25 protein-coding genes and 2 pseudogenes are annotated in these 22,879 nt (G+C 61.8%); 20 read left to right on the top strand and 7 right to left on the bottom strand.

Features of this window, described 5'->3' with window-relative positions:
* Positions 1-112 precede the first annotated feature (112 nt).
* The 4 genes and pseudogenes from IPI80_RS00005 (at position 113) to IPI80_RS00020 (ending at position 2,799) form a co-directional block, all read left to right on the top strand.
* Positions 113-930 (top strand): annotated as a pseudogene (locus tag IPI80_RS00005) (CaiB/BaiF CoA transferase family protein).
* Between the two features lie 143 nt (positions 931-1,073).
* Entirely contained in the window at positions 1,074-1,571 is a 498-nt protein-coding gene (locus tag IPI80_RS00010; RefSeq protein ID WP_413855955.1) for an isochorismatase family protein, read from the top strand.
* Positions 1,572-1,804: 233 nt separating this feature from the next.
* Positions 1,805-2,488, top strand: coding sequence for a hypothetical protein (locus IPI80_RS00015; RefSeq protein WP_413855956.1), 684 nt, complete (start codon positions 1,805-1,807; stop codon positions 2,486-2,488).
* Complete coding sequence (locus tag IPI80_RS00020; RefSeq protein ID WP_413855957.1) at positions 2,449-2,799, top strand: zinc-binding dehydrogenase; 351 nt, start codon at positions 2,449-2,451, stop codon at positions 2,797-2,799. The genes IPI80_RS00015 and IPI80_RS00020 overlap by 40 nt, the downstream gene beginning before the upstream one ends.
* A 178-nt stretch (positions 2,800-2,977) precedes the next feature.
* Here IPI80_RS00020 and IPI80_RS00025 read toward each other — a convergent pair whose 3' ends face one another.
* The 7 genes from IPI80_RS00025 to IPI80_RS00055 all read right to left on the bottom strand — a co-directional run bounded on the left by IPI80_RS00025 (position 2,978) and on the right by IPI80_RS00055 (position 6,706).
* Complete coding sequence (locus tag IPI80_RS00025; protein WP_413855958.1) at positions 2,978-3,157, bottom strand: FAD-linked oxidase C-terminal domain-containing protein; 180 nt, start codon at positions 3,155-3,157, stop codon at positions 2,978-2,980.
* Between the two features lie 46 nt (positions 3,158-3,203).
* Entirely contained in the window at positions 3,204-3,986 is a 783-nt protein-coding gene (locus tag IPI80_RS00030; RefSeq protein ID WP_413855959.1) for a hypothetical protein, read from the bottom strand.
* 20 nt (positions 3,987-4,006) lie between these two features.
* Entirely contained in the window at positions 4,007-4,558 is a 552-nt protein-coding gene (locus tag IPI80_RS00035) for an FAD-binding oxidoreductase (protein ID WP_413855960.1), read from the bottom strand.
* A gap of 89 nt (positions 4,559-4,647) precedes the next feature.
* Positions 4,648-4,761, bottom strand: coding sequence for a helix-turn-helix domain-containing protein (locus tag IPI80_RS00040; RefSeq protein WP_413855961.1), 114 nt, complete (start codon positions 4,759-4,761; stop codon positions 4,648-4,650).
* On the bottom strand, positions 4,758-6,005 hold the full coding sequence (locus IPI80_RS00045) for a sigma-54 interaction domain-containing protein (protein WP_413855962.1): 1,248 nt from the start codon (positions 6,003-6,005) through the stop codon (positions 4,758-4,760). Before IPI80_RS00045 ends, IPI80_RS00040 begins: the two co-directional genes overlap by 4 nt.
* A 42-nt stretch (positions 6,006-6,047) precedes the next feature.
* Positions 6,048-6,380, bottom strand: coding sequence for a PrpR N-terminal domain-containing protein (locus tag IPI80_RS00050; RefSeq protein WP_413856031.1), 333 nt, complete (start codon positions 6,378-6,380; stop codon positions 6,048-6,050).
* The gene (locus IPI80_RS00055) at positions 6,266-6,706 is read right to left on the bottom strand and encodes a PrpR N-terminal domain-containing protein (protein WP_413855963.1); all 441 of its coding nucleotides are present in this window, start codon (positions 6,704-6,706) and stop codon (positions 6,266-6,268) included. Before IPI80_RS00055 ends, IPI80_RS00050 begins: the two co-directional genes overlap by 115 nt.
* Here IPI80_RS00055 and IPI80_RS00060 point away from each other — a divergent pair.
* The 16 genes and pseudogenes from IPI80_RS00060 to IPI80_RS00135 all read left to right on the top strand — a co-directional run bounded on the left by IPI80_RS00060 (position 6,632) and on the right by IPI80_RS00135 (position 22,824).
* Entirely contained in the window at positions 6,632-6,883 is a 252-nt protein-coding gene (locus tag IPI80_RS00060) for a hypothetical protein (protein WP_413856033.1), read from the top strand. The genes IPI80_RS00055 and IPI80_RS00060 overlap by 75 nt on opposite strands.
* A 48-nt stretch (positions 6,884-6,931) precedes the next feature.
* Positions 6,932-7,852, top strand: a complete 921-nt coding sequence (locus tag IPI80_RS00065; RefSeq protein WP_413855964.1) for a hydroxymethylglutaryl-CoA lyase — start codon at positions 6,932-6,934, stop codon at positions 7,850-7,852.
* 33 nt (positions 7,853-7,885) lie between these two features.
* Positions 7,886-9,313: a flavin monoamine oxidase family protein gene (locus IPI80_RS00070; protein ID WP_413855965.1), complete on the top strand. Its 1,428-nt coding sequence runs from the start codon at positions 7,886-7,888 to the stop codon at positions 9,311-9,313.
* The gene (locus IPI80_RS00075) at positions 9,310-9,705 is read left to right on the top strand and encodes a c-type cytochrome (protein ID WP_413855966.1); all 396 of its coding nucleotides are present in this window, start codon (positions 9,310-9,312) and stop codon (positions 9,703-9,705) included. Before IPI80_RS00070 ends, IPI80_RS00075 begins: the two co-directional genes overlap by 4 nt.
* Before the next feature lie 125 nt (positions 9,706-9,830).
* On the top strand, positions 9,831-10,721 hold the full coding sequence (locus tag IPI80_RS00080; RefSeq protein WP_413855967.1) for a DUF1838 family protein: 891 nt from the start codon (positions 9,831-9,833) through the stop codon (positions 10,719-10,721).
* A gap of 82 nt (positions 10,722-10,803) precedes the next feature.
* A pseudogene (locus IPI80_RS00085) lies at positions 10,804-10,950 on the top strand (IS630 family transposase); the annotation flags it as partial.
* A 219-nt stretch (positions 10,951-11,169) separates the two neighbouring features.
* On the top strand, positions 11,170-12,123 hold the full coding sequence (locus IPI80_RS00090) for an MFS transporter (protein WP_413855968.1): 954 nt from the start codon (positions 11,170-11,172) through the stop codon (positions 12,121-12,123).
* 267 nt (positions 12,124-12,390) lie between these two features.
* On the top strand, positions 12,391-12,687 hold the full coding sequence (locus tag IPI80_RS00095) for a CoA transferase (RefSeq protein WP_413855970.1): 297 nt from the start codon (positions 12,391-12,393) through the stop codon (positions 12,685-12,687).
* A 203-nt stretch (positions 12,688-12,890) separates the two neighbouring features.
* Positions 12,891-15,350, top strand: coding sequence for a TonB-dependent receptor (locus IPI80_RS00100; RefSeq protein ID WP_413855972.1), 2,460 nt, complete (start codon positions 12,891-12,893; stop codon positions 15,348-15,350).
* A 414-nt stretch (positions 15,351-15,764) separates the two neighbouring features.
* The gene (locus IPI80_RS00105) at positions 15,765-17,351 is read left to right on the top strand and encodes a carboxylesterase/lipase family protein (RefSeq protein WP_413855974.1); all 1,587 of its coding nucleotides are present in this window, start codon (positions 15,765-15,767) and stop codon (positions 17,349-17,351) included.
* A 239-nt stretch (positions 17,352-17,590) separates the two neighbouring features.
* Complete coding sequence (locus IPI80_RS00110; RefSeq protein ID WP_413855976.1) at positions 17,591-18,757, top strand: nitrilase-related carbon-nitrogen hydrolase; 1,167 nt, start codon at positions 17,591-17,593, stop codon at positions 18,755-18,757.
* A gap of 125 nt (positions 18,758-18,882) precedes the next feature.
* Positions 18,883-19,551: a CpcT/CpeT family chromophore lyase gene (locus tag IPI80_RS00115; RefSeq protein ID WP_413855978.1), complete on the top strand. Its 669-nt coding sequence runs from the start codon at positions 18,883-18,885 to the stop codon at positions 19,549-19,551.
* 27 nt (positions 19,552-19,578) lie between these two features.
* Positions 19,579-20,547, top strand: coding sequence for a VOC family protein (locus IPI80_RS00120; RefSeq protein WP_413855980.1), 969 nt, complete (start codon positions 19,579-19,581; stop codon positions 20,545-20,547).
* Between the two features lie 49 nt (positions 20,548-20,596).
* Positions 20,597-22,099, top strand: a complete 1,503-nt coding sequence (locus IPI80_RS00125) for an FAD-binding protein (RefSeq protein ID WP_413855982.1) — start codon at positions 20,597-20,599, stop codon at positions 22,097-22,099.
* 1 nt (position 22,100) lies between these two features.
* Complete coding sequence (locus tag IPI80_RS00130) at positions 22,101-22,331, top strand: hypothetical protein (RefSeq protein WP_413855984.1); 231 nt, start codon at positions 22,101-22,103, stop codon at positions 22,329-22,331.
* A gap of 328 nt (positions 22,332-22,659) precedes the next feature.
* Positions 22,660-22,824, top strand: a complete 165-nt coding sequence (locus tag IPI80_RS00135) for a hypothetical protein (protein WP_413855987.1) — start codon at positions 22,660-22,662, stop codon at positions 22,822-22,824.
* Positions 22,825-22,879 lie beyond the last annotated feature (55 nt).

Raw genomic sequence — 22,879 nt, forward strand, 5'->3', positions numbered from 1 at the left:
CCAACCGTGGCGAAGCAGAGTGTCGCCGTCGACCTTAAGCAAAAGCCGGCGCGAGGCCTTCACGATATGGTGCGCCAGGCCGATCGCGGTGATCGACAACTTCAGCGTTGGTGTGACCCGACGGTTGGGCATCGATCACGAGACCTTGGCCGCGATCAACCCGCGCATCGTCACATGCTCCATCTCAGGTTTTGGCGAGACCGGGCCAGATCCGCTGCGCCCGGCCTTCGACCAAGTGGTACAGGCTATGGGCGGCGGCATGTCGATAACCGGCTTTGCCGATCAGGCGCCCGTGCGCTCTGGCATTCCGCACGGCGATCTGGGCGGTGGCATATTCGGTGCCATCGGCGTATTGGCAGCGCTGACCGCGCGAGAGAAGACAGGCGTGGGTCGGCATGTCGATGTGTCGATGCTCGATGTACAGGTCTCGATGCTCAACTACATGGCCACCATGTTTCTGCTGTCGGGCGAGGTGCCTGAGCGAATGGGCAACGCTCACTTCGTCCACGTGCCTTACAACAGCTTCAAAACCTCCACCAATTACATCATCATTGCCTGCATCGGCGACGCCTTTTTCGAGAAGTTTGCCGGAGTTGTGAGCCGCCCGAGTTGCGTGATCCGAAATACCTCAAGCAGCCCGTGCGCTTCGCGGACAAGGACTACATCGAGTCCATCATCAATGAAGAGCTGGTTAAACACGATGCTGACTACTGGCTGGCCCGGCTGCGCACGGCGCGCATTCCCTGTGGCCCTGTGAACGACCTGGCCCAGGCCTTGTCTGACCCGCAGGTGCGGGCACGCAATATGGTGGTGGATGTCCAACTGCCCAGCGGCAGCGTGGTGGCCATGCCGGGCAATCCGGTGAAGATCTCCGGCTGCGACGACCCTGCGAACCGAGCCTCGCCACCGCGCCTTTGGCGAACCTGGTGAGGCGGTGCTCTCGACCTGCTGAAGTATCCGGTCGAGCGCATAGCCGCGCTGCGCAACGCGGGTATCGTGCAATGACGCGGGCCGGTAATCGAGATCAACGAGGCAGGCAAGTGGCAACGCTATCCGCCACAGGAGCAAGCCACATGAGCACCCTCGCCTCGATGAGCGTGGGCCTGGGCAAGCGTCCGGCCCTTTTGGTGATCGACGCCACCCGCGGATTCACCGATCCGGCCAGCCCGGCGGGCTGCGAGGGCGGGGCTGCGCTGCTTCAGATCGCGAAACTGTTGGCGGCCTTCCGTGCGCGCGGCCTGCCTGTGTTCTTCACCAGCAACAGCTATGCACATGAGCACGAGGCCCGCGTGTTCCGCGAGAAGTTGCCAGCGCTCAACGCCTTGGCGACCGGCGGACGCTGGGCTGAGATTGATCCGCGTGTCCTGCCCCGCGACGGTGAGGCGGTGCTACGCAAGACAGTGCCCAGCGGCTTCTTCGACTCACCTCTGCGCGGCTGGTTCGCTGCCGTCGACTCCGATGCTACCGTGGTCTGTGGCTTCTCGACCAGTGGCTGCGTGCGCGCTTCGGCCGTCGATGCGCTGCAATGCAATCTGCGTAACCGGGGCTCGCGATGCCTGCGGCGACCGTGATGCCGAGGCCCACGCCTACAACTTGCGCGACTTGGCGCTGAAGACGGGCGATGTCTGCGATAGTGCCGACATCATCGAACGCTTGGGCTTCGCCATCGCGCAAACCTGAACGTTGGAAATACCAAGATGCGCAAGACATTGCCCAAGGACCATGCTGGTGACTTGCTTGGCCCAACTCGGCAAGTGCTGGCCTAAGCGCTGAGCTGCAGCCCTTTGCAGTCCTCAAGCTCAACATGAACATCGAACAGATCACTCTTGTACGCACGCCACAAGGCGCGCCCATCGAGGACGATTTTTCGGTCGGCGGTGCCAGCTTGTCGGCACCGATCAAGGGCCAGGCGCTGGTGCGGGTGCTAGCCTTGTCGCTCGATCCTTACCTACGCAGTGCGATGTCCAGTCGTCACCTCAGTGCAGCCATAGCGCCCGGTGACGTGGTGAGTGGTGAGGGCCTTGTCCAAGTGCTGGTATCACAGCACCCGCGCATGGCCCCGGGTACGATCTGGGTGGCAGCCTGCGGCTGGCGCAGCCATGCCCTGCTGGACGCCACGACCATTGAACAGGCACGCCCGGTTGGTCCCGAGGTTCAGCCGCCGACGCTGGCTTTGGGCGTGCTGGGTATGCCCGGTCTGACAGCTTGGGCCGGATTCAAAAAGCTGGCCGACGCAAGGCCCGGCGACACGTTGGTGGTCTCGGCTGCAAGCGGGCCGGTAGGTGCCACCGTGGGGCAATTGGCGAGGTTGGCCGGTTGCCGAGTGATCGGCATCGCAGGCGGATCCGAGAAATGCGCGTGGGCAACCGGCGAGGCCGGTTTCGATGCTTGCATCGACTACCACGTACACGACCTGCGCGTGAGCTGCGGCGGCACGCCCCAAGCGGTGTGGACATCTATTTCGATAACGTTGGTGGCAACGTTTTAATGGCAGTCTGCGAGCAACTGGCCGTAGGTGCCCGTGTCGTGCTGTGCGGGCTCATAGCGCAGTACAACGGTTCCGCGCCGGTTCCGCTGAATCCAGCGTTAATTATCCGTGCCCGTGCCACCATGCGCGGCCTAGTGGTGTACGATCATTGGCCCCAGCTGGCTGAAATGCAGGTTGAAATTGGCGCTTACGTCCGCGCCGGTCAACTGCGATGGCGTGAAGACATCAGCCATGGCTTGTCCGAGACACCAGCCGCCTTTGCCCGACTGATGGTCGGTCGCAACAAAGGCAAGGCACTGGTGCTTCTTTGATGCCGTCCTGCATGACAGGTCATTCAGGCATCACTGAACTGTCACGGCTGATCGGCCAGCTGAATGCAATAAAGCCAGTGTCGGACAAGTGATCAAGCTGCTCGGCGCACCTGCGGGCACGAGGGCGTCCGCCTCGACGCCCACTTGTACGCCGCAGAGCGAGCTAGTGAAATCCTGTTCAGTCCACCTGGCGCGGCAACAGCGCGCCAGGATTCATCAGGCCGCGTGGGTCGAATTGCGCCTTCAAGCCGCGCAACACCGCCAAGGCCTGTGCCGATAGCTTTTCAGTGAATGGATATGCGCGGCCGATCTGGAAGTTGATCGCTCCGTGGCGTGACAGGATGCGTGCCGTGTCCATCCACAGGCCCTGCACAAAGGCGCGGCGATCATCGCGTCGTTCACGGTCAAGCCAGGCGGCGGGGCGCTGCCCAGCTCGGTGGCTTCGATGTGCAGGGCGAGACTTCGTCGTACCAGTAATAGCAGGGCTCGAACAGCACGCCGTTGGGCACATTGGTGGTGAGCGGCGAATAGAGCACGCCCATGTTGTTGAGCTCGGCCTGACGTGAGCTGATCATCGCTTCGACCTCGGCTACAGTGGCGACTATCTCGCCCAGCGGCACGATGCCGTGCACCGGCACCCAGCGTTGGCCATCGACGCCCAGTGCCGAGCGCAGCGGCGGGAACGGCAGGCCGCGCATGCCCTTGGGCACGACCGGCGGCAGCACACGGCCCTGGTTGCGCTTGACCAGCGCTTCGATGCGGCTGAGCTGCAGGGCGATGTGGGCCTCGTCGTCACCTTCGACCGTCAGATGCAGCGAATAAGCGGCCAACTCCAGCGCGGTCGTACCGGCCATGGCCATACTGGCCACGTCCTTCAGTCCCGACAGCAAGCTCTTGCCGCTGGTCAGCACGCCGATGGCGGTCTTGGCTGCTGCGCCGAGCCGTTTGCCCGTTTGCGCGGAATTGCGCGCCTTGTAGGCGTCAATACCAAAGGCCTCGGCGCCATGGCCAGCGTGCGCCAGTTCGACCTGCATGCGCAGCATGGTCTCGAAATCGTCAAAGGCATAAGAGCCAAAGCCCATGGCCTCTGAGTCCTTGATCAAGCGCAGGCTGGCCGCCACCTTGATGCCGAACGCCCTGACATCTCCGACGAACAGGCCGGTGATGTCGAGGCCACCCCAGCGCACGAAGGGGGATGCCGTTCACGTCACCAGCCGAGCCGGGATGCGCATGCGCCGTCAGCCAAGACCACGTCAACGCTAAGCACCGATTCAGCGGCGCTGCCATGGCGCACCGAGCCGAAGAACACGCTGTTTTGCGACAAGGTGCCGCCGATGGTGGCCTTCTTGCCCGACAAGGGGCCCCAGTAGGGCGTGCGCAAGCCTTTGGCGGCCAGCGCCTCGTGCAGCTTGGCCCAGGTGCAGTCGGCCTCGACGGTCACGAAACGGTTGACCTCGTCGATCTCCAGCACCCGGTCGAGCCGACGCAGGTCGAACATCACGGCCTTGTCATCGTTGGCGACATAACCGCCGGTGTAGGACATGCCGCCGCCGCGCGGCACCACTGGGTGGCCCGCCGTGGTGGCCACGCGCACGGCGTCGACCACGTCTTCGGGCGTACGCGGCACCACCACACAGGCCGGGGGCAGGCCCGAGTGAAACAGGTCATGCGAGAAGTGGGCGCGGCTGGTGTCGTCGTGCAAGACCTGCTCGGCGCCGATGGCCGCGCTGAGTGCGGCAACGATTTCATTCTGATTCATGGTGTGCTTTCAAGGGGTTTAGTGATCGGGGGGGTGTTGGGTTGGTGCGGCGCGGCGTGGTACGGGAAGCGTTCGTCTCAAGCCGCGCTCTAAAGAAGCTGCTCATCGCGCATGCGCCGCCACAGTGTGGTTCTGCTCACCTTCAGCAGCGCTGCCGCATGCTGCTTGTTGCCGCCAGCGCGGAGCAGTGCGTCGGTGATCATGGCCGCGTCAAGCAGCACATGCCGCGAAAATTTTCGCCGACTGTCTCATCATCATCCGCCAAGTTGCCGTCATGGCCAGCGCTCCAGGCGCCGTGGGTAGGCGGTTCAATGTGCGGACGAACAAAGCTGTCGGTGGTTTCCAGGGCCAACTGCATGAGAGGGGTCGATGCCGCTGTTTCGCTCAGTTCTTCGGTTTCGTCCAGAAAAGCTGCGTAATTTATGTTCGAGATCGAACGGCAGCCGCTCAGGAAGACAGCAAAACGTTCCATGAGGTTCTCCAGTTCACGCACATTGCCGGGCCAGTCATAGCGCTGCAAGATGTTCATTAGGGGGCCCAACGCCTGGTCGGCAGGCAGATTGCAACCTTGGCGGCGCATGCTCGAAAGCAACAGCTTGAGCGCCAGCACGCTGATATCCTGCGGTCGCTCACGCAACGACGGGATTGCTAAGCGCAGAATATTCAGGCGGTAGTAGAGATCGGCACGAAAGCAGCCGCTTTGGATGCGTTCGCGCAAGTTGCAATGCGTTGCTGCCATGACGCGCAGGTCAACCGGTATCGGCTGCTGGCTGCCTAGGCGCACGACTTCGCGTTCCTGCAGCACGCGCAAAAGCCGGGTCTGCAGCGAGATCGGCATGTCGCCGATCTCATCGAGAAATATAGTGCCGGTGTGCGCCGTCTCAAAGAGCCCGGCCTTGCCGCCCTTGCGCGCCCCAGTGAAGGACCCGTCCTCGTAACCGAACAGCTCGCTTTCCAGCAGTGACTCGGGAAATGAGGCGCAGTTGAGCGCAACAAAGGGGCGTTCGCAGCGCAGGCTGGCGTTGTGAATGGCCTGCGCGAACAACTCCTTGCCGGTCCCACTCTCACCTGTGATGAGTACGGTGGCCATGCTCTGCGCGCAGCGCTCCGCCACCGCACGGGTGCGCTGAAGCGCCGGGCTGGAACCAACGATGTGGTCGAAGTGGTAGCGCGCCGTAAGGCCGCGTGGCTTGCGCTGCGACCGCACCATCGTGTCGGCACGCTGGATCGCCAGGGCGTCGGTCAGCTTGAGCAGCGCACCGGTGAGTTGGCCGGATTCGAGCAGCGCCGTGTGCGTCAGCAGGAAGCTCCTGCCGCCCAACGTGACCACCGACTCGATCGCCGAGTTGGCCCCGGTTGTGAGGTTGTCCAGCGCCAGCATCCAGCGCCACTCGCGCAGGTCAAGGCCCACCACGTCGCTGGCGGGGACGCCGAGGATGCGGGCCATCGGCGGGTTGACGGCGGTGATGTGGTGATGCTCGTCGAACGGCTAGCACGGCATCATGCAGACTTTGCAGCACGGCGGTTGAGTTAGGCGTACCCGCGTGGCCTCCAGTAAGACGCTCTCAGCGATCTGAATCGCACTTTCGAGCGACAGGCGAATCGATTCAAGGCTGTAAGCCATGATACCGACAATGCCATTCTTTTCGGCCAGTTCAACTACCAGACTGGAGCCCACGATGACGCGGTAGCCGTCTTCCTTCAGCCTTATGAAACAATCCATGATGTCATCGACTGTTTCATAAGGCTGCTGTGAAACATGAACCTGTAACAACTCCTTGGTGGCTTCAAGCTCGGGCAGCAGCTCTTTGCAGATGCCCAGGCCCACGCGATCGGAGGTCTGGCGCGCCTTTCTGCAAAGCCTTGGAGCAGGTCATAGCCACTGACCTTACCCTCCGACACCACGGGCACCCAGATCAACGCCGACTGCAGCAGCGAAGCGTTGGCGCCGGCCGAGATGATCACATCGTGCGCGCGGGACTGGTCAAGCTCACGCCCGACGCGCAGCGCTTCGTCAAGTACGACCTCTAGCACCTGGATGTCGGCCCGGTGGTTGAATTCTGGCACGGCAGCATGAACCAAGCGCGTCAAGGCACCGTAACTGAAAACGCAAAGGCGGGGTTTGCGAGGAATGATTCGGCCTGTCACGGATGCCTTTCTAATCGGCTGCTGGAGGATGCCAGCAAAGTGGGGGCGCGGCCGTATCAGCCGGCCAGCATTATTCAGTCACTGCAAGTATCAGACCAAGCGCAAGCAGGGCTGTTCCACGTTCAAGCCGCATCCGCTGAAACAGTGTTGCAGATCATGCGAAATGAATTGGCATAAACTTTGCATAGATTGCTTATCTTTGCAATTGCAACAGGCGTGCTGAACATGAATAACGCAGTGATCATCAATGAGGTTGGGCCGCGCGACGGACTGCAAAACCAGCGTATCCCGGTGAGCTGTGACGACAAGCTGCGGCTCATCCAGGCCCTAGTTGATGCAGGCCTGCGGTCCATCGAAGCGACCAGCTTTGTGTCGCCCAAGGCCGTGCCGCAAATGGCCGACGCCGACGAGCTGTTTGTGCGCCTGCCTGCCCCTGACCGCGTAGCCTACTCGGCCCTGGTGCCCAACGTCCGGGGTCTGGAGCGCGCACGCGCCTGCGGGGTTCACGAGATTGCGGTCGTGCTCTCGGCCACTGAGACCATGAACCAGCGCAATATCAATATGGGCTTGATCCAAGCCACCGAGGTCTGCGCCCAGACGATGGATGTCGCCATCAAAGCCGGTTTGCGCGGCAAGGCCTATGTTGCTGTGGCCTTTGAGTGTCCGTTTGAAGGGCTGGTGCCGCTCGATCGCGTCTTGTCCCTGGTTCGATCGATGTTTGCGGCCGGAGCTGCCGAAGTCGTGATCGCGGACACCATTGGCGCCGCCGCGCCACGTGCGGTGTCGACCCTGCTGCAACAGGCGGTGGCCGAATTTGGTGCAGCTAGGCTTTCTGTCCATTTGCATGACACGCGCGGCTTTGCGCTGGCCAATGCCTGGGCCGCCATCGAAGCAGGTATTCGCAAGTTCGACACTAGCTTGGGCGGACTTGGGGGCTGCCCCTTCGCGCCCGGCGCGGCCGGCAATCTGGCCACCGAAGACCTGGTGCAGATGGCCGCGCAATGTGGCTTGAGCACCGGCATCGACATGGCCGCGTTGCGCCAAGCGATTGCCTTGGCGCAGACCCTGACGCAAAGGCCGCTGGGCGGCCGCATCACGGCCTGGCTGGGCATCGGCGATACCTACCGTGCGCGCGCCGTGCAATGACCGTTTATGCAAAATCTTTCAAGAAGGACTACCATGACTAACCTTAAACGCCGGCAGGCCCTGCAAGCGGTTGCCGTCGGCGCAGGCACGCTGGCGCTGCACCGGCCCTCATGGGCTGCGGCCGACCCTGACGTGATCATCATGGGTGCCGGTCTGGCAGGGCTGAATGCGGCCCTGCAGCTCGAAGCCTTCGGCTTGCGTGTGCGCGTGCTCGAAGCGTCAAACCGCATCGGCGGCCGGCTGCGCACGCTGGACAACGTGGCCGGGCACCCGGAAGCGGGCGGCAACCAGATTGGCTTGGGCTATGCCCGCACTGTTGACACGGCGCGGCGCCTGGGCGTCGAGCTGCTGCCCATGGGCCGTTCGCCGCTGATCCAGGACGACCGGCTCGTGTACTTCATCGACGGTCAGCGCATGTCCAGCCGTGAATGGGCTGTCTCACCCAAGAACCCATTTCCGCCGACGCTGCGTGCCGGTCCGCCGGACCGCACGCTGGGTCGCCTGCTGGGTTCCAGCCCCTTGAAGTCGATCGATGCATGGCGCGACCCCGCGAACTTTTCCTATGACGTGCCGGCGCTCAACGAGCTCCGCGTCCGAGGTCTGAGTCCGGCAGCGCTAGAGCTACTTGATGTCAACAACAGCTATGGCGCAACGTTGTCCGACACCTCGCTGCTGAACTTGTACTATGTCCAGACCAACTTTGCGGAGCTGATGAAGTTCAAGGGCCCCACCTTCAGCGTCAAGGGCGGCAACCAGCGGTTGCCCGAGGCTATGGCCGCGGCATTGAAAGGTGAATTGCACCGCGACAGCCGCGTCACCCAGGTCGATACCGATGATCGCGGCGTGTCGGTGCGTTGCGCGGACGGCTCGCGGCACCGTGCACGTTTCGCGGTATGTGCGTTGCCGCTGCCAGCCTTGCGGGGTGTGCGCATGCAGCCCGGCTTGTCCGACCTGCATGCCGAGGCAGTGAGCCAGATGGCCTACGCTCGCGTCACGCAGATCCACCTGGAAGTGCTCGCGCCTTTCTGGGAACGCGATGGCCTGTCGCCCTATCTGTGGTCCAACGGCCCACTCGAACGGATCTTCCCGAACGACGGCAAGGGAAATGGCCAGGCCGACAGCCTCACGGTCTGGATCAACGGGGCAGGCACGGCACAGTGGGACAGCATGACCGAAGCCCAGGCGGGACAATTCGCCATGGACGAGCTGAACAAGGTCTACCCGGACGCACGCGGCGCGGTGCGCGTGGCCGCGCATGTGGCCTGGCATCGCAACCCCTTGGCGGGTGGGGCCTGGGCCAACTGGCGGCCCGGACAAATCTCGCGCTATGCCCAGTCACTGGGTGTGCCGCAGGGCCGATTGCACTTCGCTGGCGAACACACGGCACGCACCGTGCGCGGCATGGAAGGCGCGATGGAGTCGGGTGAACGCGCAGCAGCCGAAATCCTGGGGCAGCTATGAAGCGGCACTCATCTTTGCCATTGGCCTTGTCGGCGGTGGTTCTGCTGGGCTGCATGCAGAGCGCGCCGGCCGAACCGACGGTGGCCATGCGCGGCCGCATCGCCTTCCTGCGCTGCGCTGCCTGCCACTCCTTGGGCGCGGGCGAGCCCCACAAGGTCGGCCCCAATTTGCGCGGTGCCATAGGTGGCAGCGCGGCACAGACCGTCGGTTACAACTACACACCGGCGTTGCGTCAAGCCGGGCTGCGCTGGGATGACGCCACCTTGAAACATTGGATCCGCAACCCGGCTGCGCTGGTGCCGGGCACCTCGATGGCGTATTCAAACGCGCTGAGCGAAACCGAAATCGAAGCACTCTTGGTTTACCTTAAGTCCGAAACCCAATCGCGCTAAATCCGGGAGTCTTGGCAAGCCTCTTGTATAGACCCTTGTTGTTGCACCGTCGCCGGTTCATCGGCCACAGACGAACCTCATCGGGCTTGCCGCCCATTTTCTTAACTTGGAGCCATAGAAATCTCATGACATTCAAACAGTTCGCCAAATCCTTCAGCGTTACCGCCGCGGCAACGCTCGCCCTCACGCTGCTCTCGCCCGCCGCCGCCGCCACACTGGACCTGAGCAAGCCTGCTGATGGGCACCAAGCGATGCTGCGCCTGATCGGCGACATCGACGGCAAGCCAGTATTCAAGGACTGGGACGTCACCATCCTCGCCTTGTTGCCGGGTTCCAAGCCGATGCCCATCCTACGCATGCAGGGTTACAACGTCGGCCGCCTGATCGCCAAGCCCGATGGCAGCCACGACTGGGTGACCCGCGAGGTTTCCTACTACCAAGACTTGAAGAGCGGCGAAATCATCGAGAGCTGGGTCAATCCGATGACCAAGCAGAGACAATGCATCGTCCAAGTCGCCAACGACCCGGTCAGCAACCACATGGTGCCGCCGGGAGCGAACGGCCGTGCGCCGGGCTTCAACCTTTCGGGCGAGACCGGCTCCTTACGCATGGACATTCCGCTGTCCTATCCCAATACGCTGCAGCCGGCCGAAAACCCGGAAGAGTCGTCCGGGCCGTCTTACCTGGCATCAGAGCATTTCATCTTTTTCGCGAAGCGCGCCGACCTGATTTCGGACACGCAGAGCTCGACCCTCGCTCACCACGCCTGGTTCCGCACCGGCCCATGGCTGCCCTGGATGAAGATGGGCCAGACGCCGGGCTACCTGATCTACAGTGGCCAAGGCAACAAGTACGCCAGCTTCAACGAGTTACCTGCAACGGTGAAGGCCTATACGCTGAAGCACTTCCCGTCCTTCGTCACCGCACCGGACAGTTTTTACCAGCCCAACGAAACCAGCTGGACCTATTACGCCAAGTTGAAGAAGGCCGGCAAGCTGCCCGAGAAGTGCGACTGACACAGAGATCCGTCCTCCACCAACTCAATGGACCCGCCATGCCCGACTACATGGTCATCACAGCTCGCATCAGCGACCTGCAGGCATTCAGATCCTGCGCCGAGCCACTGGGCGTCTTAGCCCAATACAGCAGGCGCAAGTCTTGCGGTGGATCAACGGCAAGGACCCACGGCAATACGGTTTGGAATTCGGGCTGTGGACGCGACAGATTGCTGCCACGCTGACTGAGCCCGACGTCGCCGACAAGCCTCCGCAGCGAGATGCAAAGCTCGACCGTTTCGCCCGACGGCGCACGACCTTTCCAGAACGCGTTCTGCAACATTATTGTTGCAGCGTATGTTGCAGCGTCCGCTTTCATGCTGGCAAGCTTTTTGCATCAAACTCGACTTCGTCGTTGCAATTGGCAGCGGCATACTGATGGCCAGGACGTTCGCCACCTCTTTTGGCAATGCTGGCAACCCTTTCCAATGAAAGCAAAAAAGCAATGATCGACAGTACGCAAAAAACCATCGGGTTCAGTGAATTCCGGCGCGGTTGGCCGGTCGTGGTCGCCTCGATGTTCGGCATCGGGCTGGGCTTGTCACCCGTGCCGTTCTACACGATCGGCATGCTGGCCCCGGAATTGCACAAGGCCTTCGGCTGGGAGTTCGGAGCCATCATGACTGGGCTGATGATCATGACCCTGGCGGTCTTGGTGGCCAGCACCGTGGTCGGCTATCTCGGCGACCGCTTTGGCGTGCGGCGCGTGGCGCTGATATCGCTGGTGCTGTTTTCCTTGTCCTTCATGGCCTTCTCGATGAGCAATGGCTCGATCGTGCTGTTCTACATCAACTGGGCGGTGATGGCCCTGCTCGGTGCGGGCACGCTGCCGGTGACGTGGACACGGGCTGTGAACAACTATTTCGACGTTCGCAAGGGGCTTGCACTGGGCCTGTCCTTGATTGGCACGGGCATCTTTGGTTTTCTCATCAAGCCCATCACCGCATGGCTGATTGTCACTTACGGCTGGCGCACGACGTACCTGGTGATCGGCCTGATGCCGCTGTTCATCGCCTTCCCGATTGCGTTCTTCGCCTTCCACGACGTGGGCACGAGGTCGGAGACCGGTGAGGCTCGGCGCAAGGCTTCGGCCGCGCGCCAGTTGCTCACACCGGGGCTGACCTTGGGCCAGGCGGTCAAATCATGGCGTTACTGGGTGTTGGCGTTCGCGTTTGTCTTAGTGTCCTTCGGCGTTGGCGGTCCGATTCCGAACATGGAGAACATCCTCAAGGTGGCCGGCTTTCCAGGGCATGACATTGTCAGCCTGGTGGCATGCCCTGTCCTCGGCACCACCGCCGCACTGCTGATAATTGGTGCAGTCTCGCTACTGTTCCTGGGCCGCTACCAGCGCTTCGAGCGTTAATGCCGCTGACCGACCTCAGCGCTCGCACCGTCAAGGTCGAACCGCTGAAACAAGATGAGGGAACTCGGACCTTGCTGTCGGGCAGTGCAGAGTTCTCGCGCCTAGGCATGGGCTTGACTTCTCAATGCTGGACGTGCAGATCTCGCTGCTGAACTACATGGCCCCACAATGCACCTGATGTCGGGCGAAGTGCCGGAGCGCGTGGGCAACAGCCACTTCGTGCATGCGCCCTACAATAGCTAACGAGCGCAGACCGGCCACATCATCGTGGCCTCCATTGGCGATGCCTTCTTCGCAAAGTTCCGCGACATACTCGCGCGGCTGCGAACGGTCCGCCTCCCGTGTGCGCTAGTCAACAATTTCGCGAAGGCTTTGTCAGACCCGCAGGTCCTGGCCTGCAACATGGTGATCGACGTGCCGCTGCAAATTGGCAAGAGCGTCTGGATGTCGGGCAATTTCTTTAAGTTTTCGGGTGACACCGCTAGCGCCGTCACCCCGCCGCCGCTGGGCGAGCGCACCGAGTTAGTCTTGCGCCCACAAGGGTTTATCCCAATACACGATTGACCTGTCGACCTCAGTTCTGGCGCGGCTCTTGCTCACAATTGTTTCACGCAGGCTGTGGTGTTTCAAACAACATGACAGCCCTCGGTCTGAAACACCGAGCGGCAGCGACTGTTATTGCTGACGTGCTTTGTCCGGCGAGGACCGCGAATCTGCCGCAATTGCCAACTCGTCAAGTTTTTATCATAAGAGATATGGAGCCATCGATGTCACCTTCCAAGCCCTTGCTGCTGATTACTGCACTCCTCGCGGCCTACCCTGCCTTTGCCCAGACAACGCCTGCCGCAACGGCCACCGAAGCCGACGCCAAGACAGCGCCGGCCAAGGCCGCCGAAGCCGCGCCGGCGCTGGCGACCGTCGTCGTCACGTCCCGCCGCATCGCCGAGCGCCTGCAGGATGTGCCCCTGTCCGTCGTGGCCCTGACCGGCAAGGATCTGGAGGAACGCGGTGTGCTTTCGCTGGTTGACTTGTCGTTCCTGACTCCCGGCCTGAGCTATTCAAGCGACTTTGGCCGCAGCGGTGAACGTCCGACGGTGCGCGGTATTTCGGTGTCACGCCTGGACGCACCGCAGCCGGTATCCGTCTTCATCGACGGCGTCTACGTCCGTGACGGCGTCCTCGCGCTGGGCCTCGACGACGCGGAACGCATCGAGGTGATTAAGGGTCCGCAGTCGGCACTCTATGGCCGTGCGACCTACGCCGGTGCGATCAACTACGTGACGGTCAAACCCGGTAACGTCCTAAAGGGCAAGGTCAGCAGCACTGTCGCCAGCGACGGTGAGCGCTCGGCCTTTGGTGCCTTGACCGTGCCGCTGGTGCCCGATGTGCTGTCGATGCGTGTGCGCCTGAATCATTCGGAATTCGGCGGCCAATACACGAACTCGCTCGACGGCAGCAAGCTGGGCACCGAGAATTCGAATTCCGCCGGCGTGAAATTCGCGTTGAACTTGGGCGAAAGCTTTACCGCAGCGCTGGCGCTGGACAACGCGCGCACCCAAGACGGCCTGTTCGTCACCCAGGTGCGCAAGATTCCCTTGCAAGCGGGTGGCAAGATCATCAGCCAGAACGACTCGTTCAATGCACCCAACGGCACGATGTGCAACGGCTACTTGATCAACCAAGTGGGCAACGATCCAATCACCAAGCTGCCCAGCGCAAGAGTACCGGCATCCGCAGCGACCATTCTCAATGGCTATCCCTGCGGCGCGGCATCGATTGTGGGCACCAGTTTTCCAGTCGGCGGGCCCGCCTTGAAGGACTACACCGATCCGGTGACGGGCATTGCCTATGGTGATGTCCGCGGCAACATTCGCAACGTCGATCGCGGGGCGCTAACGCTCAAGTACGAATTTGGCGGCGGCTATGAGTTGACATCTCAAACAGCTTACACCAAGACCGCCGCCAATGTCGGCACCGATCAGTCCTACGGCGGCATCCCCATTGCGCTCGGCACCTCGTGGCTTAGCTACACCCGTGACAAGCTCGACTACAAGTCGCAGGAATTCCGTTTGACCTCGCCCCTCGACAGAGATCTGACCTGGGCTGCGGGCCTGTTCTATTACAATGAAGAAGCCACAGGCACGACGACGAACCTGCTTGTGCAGAAGGGTCCTGCGATCGTCCCCGATACGACGCGGCTCAAGCCTGCGAGCACCGTGACTAACATCGCACCCTTTGCGACAGTACAGTACAAGTTCAACGATGCGATGCGCATGTCGCTGGAAGGTCGCTACTCCAGCGAGCGTGTCCAGGTTGGCGGCCCACCGCAGGGTATCGCCGTCGTCACGACCGGTCCGTGCGTTGCCGGCCAACCCTGCGGCATCACGGGTGACAGCACCTTCACCGACTTCGCACCGCGCCTGACCGTGGACTATAAGCTGACCCCAGACACCATGCTGTACGGCCAGTGGGCCAAGGGCAGCAAGGCCGGCGGCTTCAACACGCTGCCAGGGCTCGCATCCAACTACCTGACCTTCGAAGGTGAAAAGATCCGCGCCTTCGAGATCGGCGCCAAGAACCGGCTGCTGGGCGGTCGCATGCTGGTGAATTTGGCGCTGTTCCAGAACGATGTCTCCGGTCTTCAGTTGTCCAACGGCGTCACGCTGACCAACCCCTTCACCGGCGCTTTGCAGAACGACACCGCGACGGTCAACATCGGCAAGGCACGCACCCGGGGGCTTGAGGCCGAAGTCATGTATCAAGCAACCAGGTGGCTACAGTTGTCCGGCAACTATGCCTACACCGACGCCAAGGTGCTGGCCGGGACCGAAGCCAGCCAAGGCTCGGTATTTGGTGGCGACACCTCGGTGGCAGGTTTCGAGCTGACGCGCTCGCCGACGCACTCCGCAGCCCTGTCCGCTGCGGTGGACTTGCCGATCCAAGGCAGCGCGATGCGCTTCGTGTCGCGCGTCGACGTTGTCTACCAATCGCGTCGTTACGCCGACCTGAAGAACCTCATCTGGGCCGATCCGTTCACCCGTGTCAATCTGAACGCCGGGGTACGTGGCAAGAACTGGCGTGTGGTCGCCTTTGTTCGCAACGCCACGGACGACCTGACAGCCGGTAACGCCTTCCCCTACGTCGACGCGAACACGTTCCGCCGCACTGCGGTGGACTTCCCCGTCCGCATGCGCCAGTTCGGTGTGACGGGGTCGTACGACTTCTAAGCTGTGATTTGAGGTCTAGTGGGTCACGCGCATCACCATGCTGCGCGTGACCTCACTCTCGTTGTTACCATTCGCGGCGCACGCAAACACCCTCAGCGTCGTCCATCATTCAGGGTGACCGCCGACAGTTATGTCACTTGAACAGCAGCACACGAAGCACGTTAACGCCATGTCGATGGCGCTGTCCCTGCGAAGCCATCCTCTCGCCCGACGAGGCGCGGAAGGCCATGCGTTTAGGCATCAAGCTGTCCATCTTCAAGCTTCCGCTGAAAACTTTCTTCTCAAAAAAAGGGCTGCTCCGAGGCAAGCCAAGTAGTGCCCGCACATTGTGGGCTCGGTCGGCTGACGCTGAGCCGCACCTCCGCTTTGTTTCCGAACTTGCAAGACTAAGTCACCACAGTGAGACCTTCCAATATGAGCAATTTGACTAAGATCCGCACCGCCGCTCGCCTGAGTGGCCTGGTTCTGCTATTCCTAGCCACGGCTTGCGCCGCAGCAACAATGGCCCCGCTTGCAACCCAAAACGGTGACGTCCAGGGTTTGATGCAGGATGGTGTTGCGGTCTTCCGCGGCCTGCCCTATGCGGCGTCGCCGGAAGGAGATCTGCGCTGGCGGCCCCCCCAACCAGCACCGCGTCGCAATACGACCTTCGACGCCACAGTGTTCGGCCCAGTGTGTCCGCAATCGCAGCGTGGATCGACCTACCTGACCGGCATGCCGATGGGCGAGGACTGTCTGCGTCTCAACGTCTATACCCCGGCAGCGGCGTTCGCGGGTGGCGCGCGCGTGCCGGTGATGCTGTGGATCCACGGTGGCAGCTTTCGCTGGGGCGCCGGCTCGTGGCCGGACAACGAACCGTTCGTGCTCGCAAACCAGGGCGTTGCGGTGGTGACCATCAACTACCGACTCGGGCGTTTGGGTTTATTCGCACACCCGGCGCTGTCGGCATCGATGCCAGGCGAGCCGCTCGCCAACTATGCGCTGATGGATCAAATCGCCGCGTTGCGCTGGGTGCGCGACAACATCGCCGCATTCGGCGGTGACCCGGCCCGCGTGACCATCTTCGGCCAATCGGCCGGCGGCGTGTCGGTAACGGCGCTGATGGCCACTCCCGAAGCACGCGGATTGTTCAGTGGCGCGATCGCTCAAAGCGGTGCCTCGCGCATTGAAGGTGATCGCCAGTTGCGCGGCACCGGCTTGCCGATTGAGTCGCTCGAATCCGATGGGCTACGCATGGCAAAGTCCTTCGGCATTGGCAACGACGCGGACGCGCCCGCCAAACTGCTTGCGCTGCCGGTGGCCGACATCCTGGCCTATTCCGAAAAGGAAATGCCGAACTCGATGAACCCGGTCGTCGACGGACGTGTGATGCCGAACGACGTTTCGCGCATCTTCCGCGCCGGTCGTCAGCAGGCCGTGCCGTTTATGTCTGGCACCGTTGACCGCGAGGAATCACTAATGGGTCGCTACCCGTTCAAACTTGAGGATCTGATGCGCGGCGATGACCCGGCGCCCGTTCGCGCGGCCTACGCCGATCTCGATGAAGCGGCACGCGTGAAGGCCTGGTTTGCCGACTCGCTGTTCCGTGGCCCCGCACGGTTTCTTGCCGGCGAGATGCCGCGCGTCGGGCAACCTGCATGGCTATATGAGTTTAGCTATGTCGGCGAGACCTTGCGCCGTACGGAATCGGGTGCGGCGCACAGCGACGACGTGGCGTTTGCGTTCGGCGACCTCGGTTTACGCGCCCGCTGGCGCAGCGAAGCACCACCCACCGATGCCGATCGGCGCATGGCCGCCACTGTGATGGGCTACTGGGTGAATTTCGCCAAGCATGGCAACCCGAACGGGCCAGGACTGCCGAACTGGCCAAGCTATCTGCGCTCGACTGATCAACTGCTCGAATTGGGGCCAACGATCAGCCCGCACAAGCCCGGACGCGAGGCGGTCTTGCGCTTCCTTGATCGCGGCTACGAAGCGGCGCTCAGCACGCCGAAAAAGTAAACGATGCAACACTGCGGAGTCGCACGGAAGTTCACACTTTTTGGCTGGTGTTCACGCGCTGCGCGATTCGAAATTGCCCCATCGGCGTGGCCCCGAGCTGAACTCATCGTTCGTGGCGCGGTTCTTGCCTTTAGATGTTTCAAAGGAAACAGCCACCGTTGCTGATTCCTGATGTCCGGCAACGGTCACACCTGCACGCGAAACTGATTCTGACAGTTCATGAAACAAGGAGTAATGAAATGAAACAAAATTCTGGGGTTGATCGACGCCGGCTGCTCAGCGGCATTACGGGCTTAGCGGGTTTTGCCGCCCTACAGGGTGTCGCAATGGGTGCCGCAGCGGCCGAGAAACCGGCTGCGGGCGCCAAGCCCTCAAACATGGGCGTGCCCGCCAACGGCCGGGCCTACGAGCGCAAGCCCTTGCGCTCGGACGTCATCACCGTGGCTGCCGTGCAATCGCGGATCCGGTCCGTGGACGCGCAAAGCTCGGCGCCGGGCATCCGTGCCAACCTGGCCCACATGGTGGAGCTGATCGACAAGGTTCAAGGTTTTGGCGGCGTCAAGGATTTGCTGTGCTTTCATGAGTTTCCGCTGCAAGGCTGGAACCCCTGGGACCGCAAGGAACTGGAGCGTGTGGCTATCACCATTCCCGGGCCGGAAACCGAAGTTATCGCGGCCAAGGCTCGCCAATACAACTGCTACATCCAGTTTGGCGCCTACGTCGTCGACAAGGACTGGCCCGGCCACATTCTAAGCATCACCTCGATCATTGGCCCGAACGGTGAGCTAGTGGCGCGCGACTGGAAAGCACGCAATATCGTCGGCGTGTTCCCAGGCTTTGAGCTGGTGACCACGACGATTTACAACGTGCTGGATCGGTTTGTCGAGATGTATGGCGCGGATGCGGTGATTCCTGTGCACCGCACTGACATCGGCAACCTGGCCACCTCGTCGACGCAGTTGGAGCCCGAATTGTTCCGCGCGATGGCGCTCAAGGGCGCCGAGGTCTTGTTGCGCACGGCGTCGGGCGGCTTCAACGCCGACGACATCCGCATGACCTCGCTCTACAACAAGGTGTACTCGGTGATCGTCAACAACGCGGTGTCACCCGACAACCCGCGCTTTCTAGACGATCCGGGCGGGGGCGCAGGTGGCACCGAAATCCTTGGGCCGCGTGGCGAATCGCTGGCCAAAGCGAGTTCGAAGTTCGAGCAAGACGTCGTGGCCCGACTGCCGCTGGCCAGTTACCGCGCGACGCACCAGATCCCTGACTTCCATCTGGCGCTGTACCAACCGGTCTTCGATCGCTTTCAGCCGCGCCAAGCCCCAGGCCTGTTCAACCGCTACCTGCCCACCGATCTGAAGGATGCCAAGCGCTATCTGGACGAGAAGAACAACTGGCGTTAACGACAGACCTGTCCAATGCCGACTTCAAGAATCGACATCAATTGCTCCCTTCTCGCAAAAGAACGCTACCCATGAGGCCAAAGAATGACAAGACATGGTTCGGCGTGCTGCTAGCGTGTGGGCTTTTGCTGACCGGGCTGGCCTACGCTGCCGAGCCGGAACCCAACGGTGAGGCAGAACTGCTGCGCTTGCTTGATCTCTTGAATGGTCGCTTCGACAACTTGCAACAGATGCGCTTTGTTGCAGCGACTGCAGCGGATGCGAAGGTCAATCACTACGAGGCCATGCGCATGCAGGGCCGTTCCTTCAGTAGCACGCAGCTTGAGGGCCGCTGGATTTACTCGCAAACCGACAAAATTGAGCCCGGCGATGCCAGCAAGGGCAAGCTCTATCGCCAAGTCTTGCAGCAGTTCTTCATCACCGACGGGCAGATTTATTCGCGCGCGTGGCGCTTTAATGATCCTGCCGTTAAGCAGCAGGGCACGCCCAGCGATGACTTCCTGCTACAGCTCAGCCCGAAGCAGCTCAGCATGGCCATGTCCGAGCCTTGCCTGACCCGCTGGGCCCAAGTGGGCGAGCAGTTCACCGGCCGCATCGACCCGGCCACCTGTTTGCTGCAGTCGAAATACAAGAACGAGAAGCGTCGGCTCTTTTCCGAACAAATCGTCTTTCCGTCGGGCAGCTGGTTTCGCGAAGGCGCGTATGGTGAAGACAATAAGCTCGCCTTCGGCCTTGAAGAGGGCTACTACGTGCGTTTGAACCGGCTGCCTGCGACCAAGCCCCAAGCCGATTGACCACTGCTGTCTGAGTCCGAAGCCAAAATGAGCCAACCAAAATTCGAAATTTCCGGTTTCACCGAGGCCGTGATCGTCGTGCGCGACGAGCAGCCGCACCTAGATTGCTGGGTGGGTAAAGGGGCGTGGGAAGTGCGCCACAAAGGCGCGGTGGACCCACTCCTGCTTCACGCCTGGGGCCGTCCTAGTGCCACGGGCCGCGAGTGGCTGCTGGCCCACCCGGATTGCCAGGTCGGCGTGGTGCGCCTGATGAGGCTCGACGGCGCCGCGCCACAGACCGACATCCGCCAGGACGACCAGTGCTGGGACGTCGGCGGCATCTTCGATCTGAACGTGAGGGTGCTCGATTTGGCCCGACAGGCCGAGCGAATGCGCGCGCTGCACTGGCAGGGCGCCTCACCCCCGATAGGTTGGGACTTTGGCGCACTGAAGGTGCGTGAATGGCTGGTGCGCGGCCCGGACAATGTGCGCCTAGCCCTGATCGAACGTGTCATGCCGCCGCTGACTGGCTTCGACCATATCCGCGAGTTCAGCCAGGTTTTCAATTCGAGTCAGATCGTAGGTGACATGGAAGCCTCGGTGGCCTTTTACCGCGACGTGTTGGGCTTCCAAACGGTGATGCAGTACGAAACGCCGCATTTCCCGCCAGGCCCCAACCTGTTTGGCATTCCGCCCGGCGTGTCAGAGCGCATCGGCCTGCGCCTGGCGATCATGCATCCCGAGGGTAAAAACGAGGGCTCTATCGAGCTGGTGACCAACCCGGGTGCGCAGGGTCGTGATCTGAGCGAAAACGCCGGACCGCCGCACTATGGCATGGCCGCGCTGCGCTTCCCGGTGCGCGGCATCGAGAACTTCGCCGCCCACCTCAATCACCAGGGCCATGTGCCCGACATGCCCCTCACCCAGCTCGACTTGGCACCGATGGGTCAAGTGCGCATGTTGGCACTGCGCACACCAGATGGTGCCTGGCTGGAATTCATTGAAGCGGTGGCCTGAAGCCCGGGCCACTGTTTGTAAGTAGTTTTTTTGACTTTTGGAGAATGACATGAGTAGTTTGGCATCCGTCACACAGTGGCACCACGAGGTTGATGTGTTGATCTGCGGGTTTGGCATGGCCGGCTCGTCGGCGGCCATCGATGCGATCGACGCAGACCCAGGTGCCAAGGTACTGATCATCGAAAAGATGTCCGAGCGCTATGCCGGCGGCAACGCCCGTGCGTCCGGCCAGTCGCTGATGATCAACAAGAACCCCGAAGCGCTAAATGAATACCAGCGCGCCATGAGCGCACCGAACCCGATCCCGGAAGACATGCTCGACATCTGGGCCACCCGCATGTCGCAGCTCGAGCCATGGATCCAGGCGCGAGCCGAGGAAGTCGGTGCCAAGTTCATTAAGGGCACGGGCTTCAGCGAACGCGAAGCGGTGCTCGAGTTCCCCGAGTTCGGCGCCCGCGAGGCGGTGGCCTACACCTCGACCATCTTGCCGATCCCGGCCGGTGTTTGGCTGGCCTTCAAAGCCAATGTGGATAAGCGACCGGTGCAGGTCATGTACGAGACTCCGCTGACCGACCTGATCCAGGATCCCGACACGCTAGAAGTGTTTGGTGCGGTCGTTGAGCAGAACGGCCAACGCGTCAATATTAAGGCCCGCCGCGGCGTCATCATCGCCGTCGGTGGCTATGAAAACAACCTGGACATGCAGCGCAACTACTGCGGCTACCAGGACATCCACCCGCTGGGCACGCCGGGCAATACCGGTGACGGCATCAAGATCCTGCAAAAGGCCGGTGCCGAGCTCTGGCATATGCGCAATAGCGGCCAGTCCGGCGGCATCTGGCCGGGCATCCAGCATCCCGATGTGAAGACGGTGTTCATGCGCAACTTCTTCATGCAGACCTTCAGTTGGCTGGAGATCTGTGCCGACAACCAGCGTTTCTACAACGAGACCGCAGAGCTGCAGCTGACCCACTACAAGGAAAAGAAGCACGGTTTCTTTACCGACACGCCGCACATCAACGCGCAGCCGGTACACATGATCTTCGACGAGGTCACGCGCGAGAACAACTGCCTGGTCGTCAAGGCCTTCACCTGGAACATTGCCACCGAGGAGATCGAATGGAGCGACGACAACAGCGTGGAAGTCGAGAAGGGCTGGATCCTGAAGGCCGACACCATCGCTGAGTTGGCCGTCAAGATGGGCCGCGACCCAGCCGCTGTCGAGGCCACGGTGGCCAAGTACAACGCCGACTGCGCCAAGGGCGAGGACGAATTCGGTCGTCACCCGGTCACACTGCAGCCGATCAACCAAGGTCCGTTCTACGCACTCAAAATCGTGCCTGCCGTGGTTTGCACCAGCGGCGGCGGCAAGCGCAATATGGAAGGCGAAGTTATATCGACCAGCGGCACGACCATCCCGCGCCTCTTCGAAGCCGGCGAATGCGGTTCGATGTTCTCGCACCTCTACCAAAACGGTTGCTACCTGACCGAGGCGATGATCTCTGGCCGCGCCGCCGCCAAGAGCGCCCTCGCTCAGAAGGCCTGGGACTGATATGCGCGTCAACACCATTTCAATGAAGCTGCTCCTGCGCATCGAGGACGCCAGCGTCAAAGACGGCAACATCGTGATGAACGGTTTCGCAGGCGCCATGCCCTGCGAAACCATCATCTCGCCTGAGGAGGCGCTGCAAGTCATGCGCCTGGGTATGACGCTGCCGATCACCAAGCTGCTGCTTAAGAGCTTTTTTGCAAAAAGAGCGGTGGCTGCGGGGCAAGTCAAGTAGTACCCGCACGTTGGAGGTTCGGTCGTCTGACCCTGGGCCGCACCTCTATTTCGTATCCGAACTTGCAAGCATTTGGCCCCACAGTGAGCCCGCTTCCAACATGACCAACTTGACTATCCTCCGCACGGCCCATCGCCTGGGCTGCTTGGGGCAACCCGCGCCGCATCGCAGCGCAACTTTCGACGCCACCGTATTCGATCCTGCGTGACCATCTTCGGCCAATCGGCAGGCGGCACGCGTCAAGGCCTGGTTTGCCGACTCGCTGTTCTGCGGTCCCGCGCGCTTTCTTGCCGTCGGGCAGCCGGCATGGCTTTATGAGTTCAGCTATATGTCGGAGAGACCTTGCGCCGCACCGGACGCTGCGCACAGCGACGGCGTGGCGTTTGCCTTCGGCGACCTCGGGTTGCGCGGCCGTTGGCACAGCGAAGCACTACCCACCGATGCCGAACGGGCCAAGACTGCCAAACTGGCCAAGCTATCTGCGCTCGATTGATCAACTGCTCGAACTGGAACCGACGATCAGCGCGCAAAAGCCCGCCCGCGAGGCG

Origin of the sequence: Candidatus Aalborgicola defluviihabitans (genome assembly GCF_016705985.1) — a bacterium.
In the GTDB taxonomy this organism is placed as follows: Bacteria; Pseudomonadota; Gammaproteobacteria; order Burkholderiales; family Burkholderiaceae_C; genus Allorhodoferax; species Allorhodoferax defluviihabitans.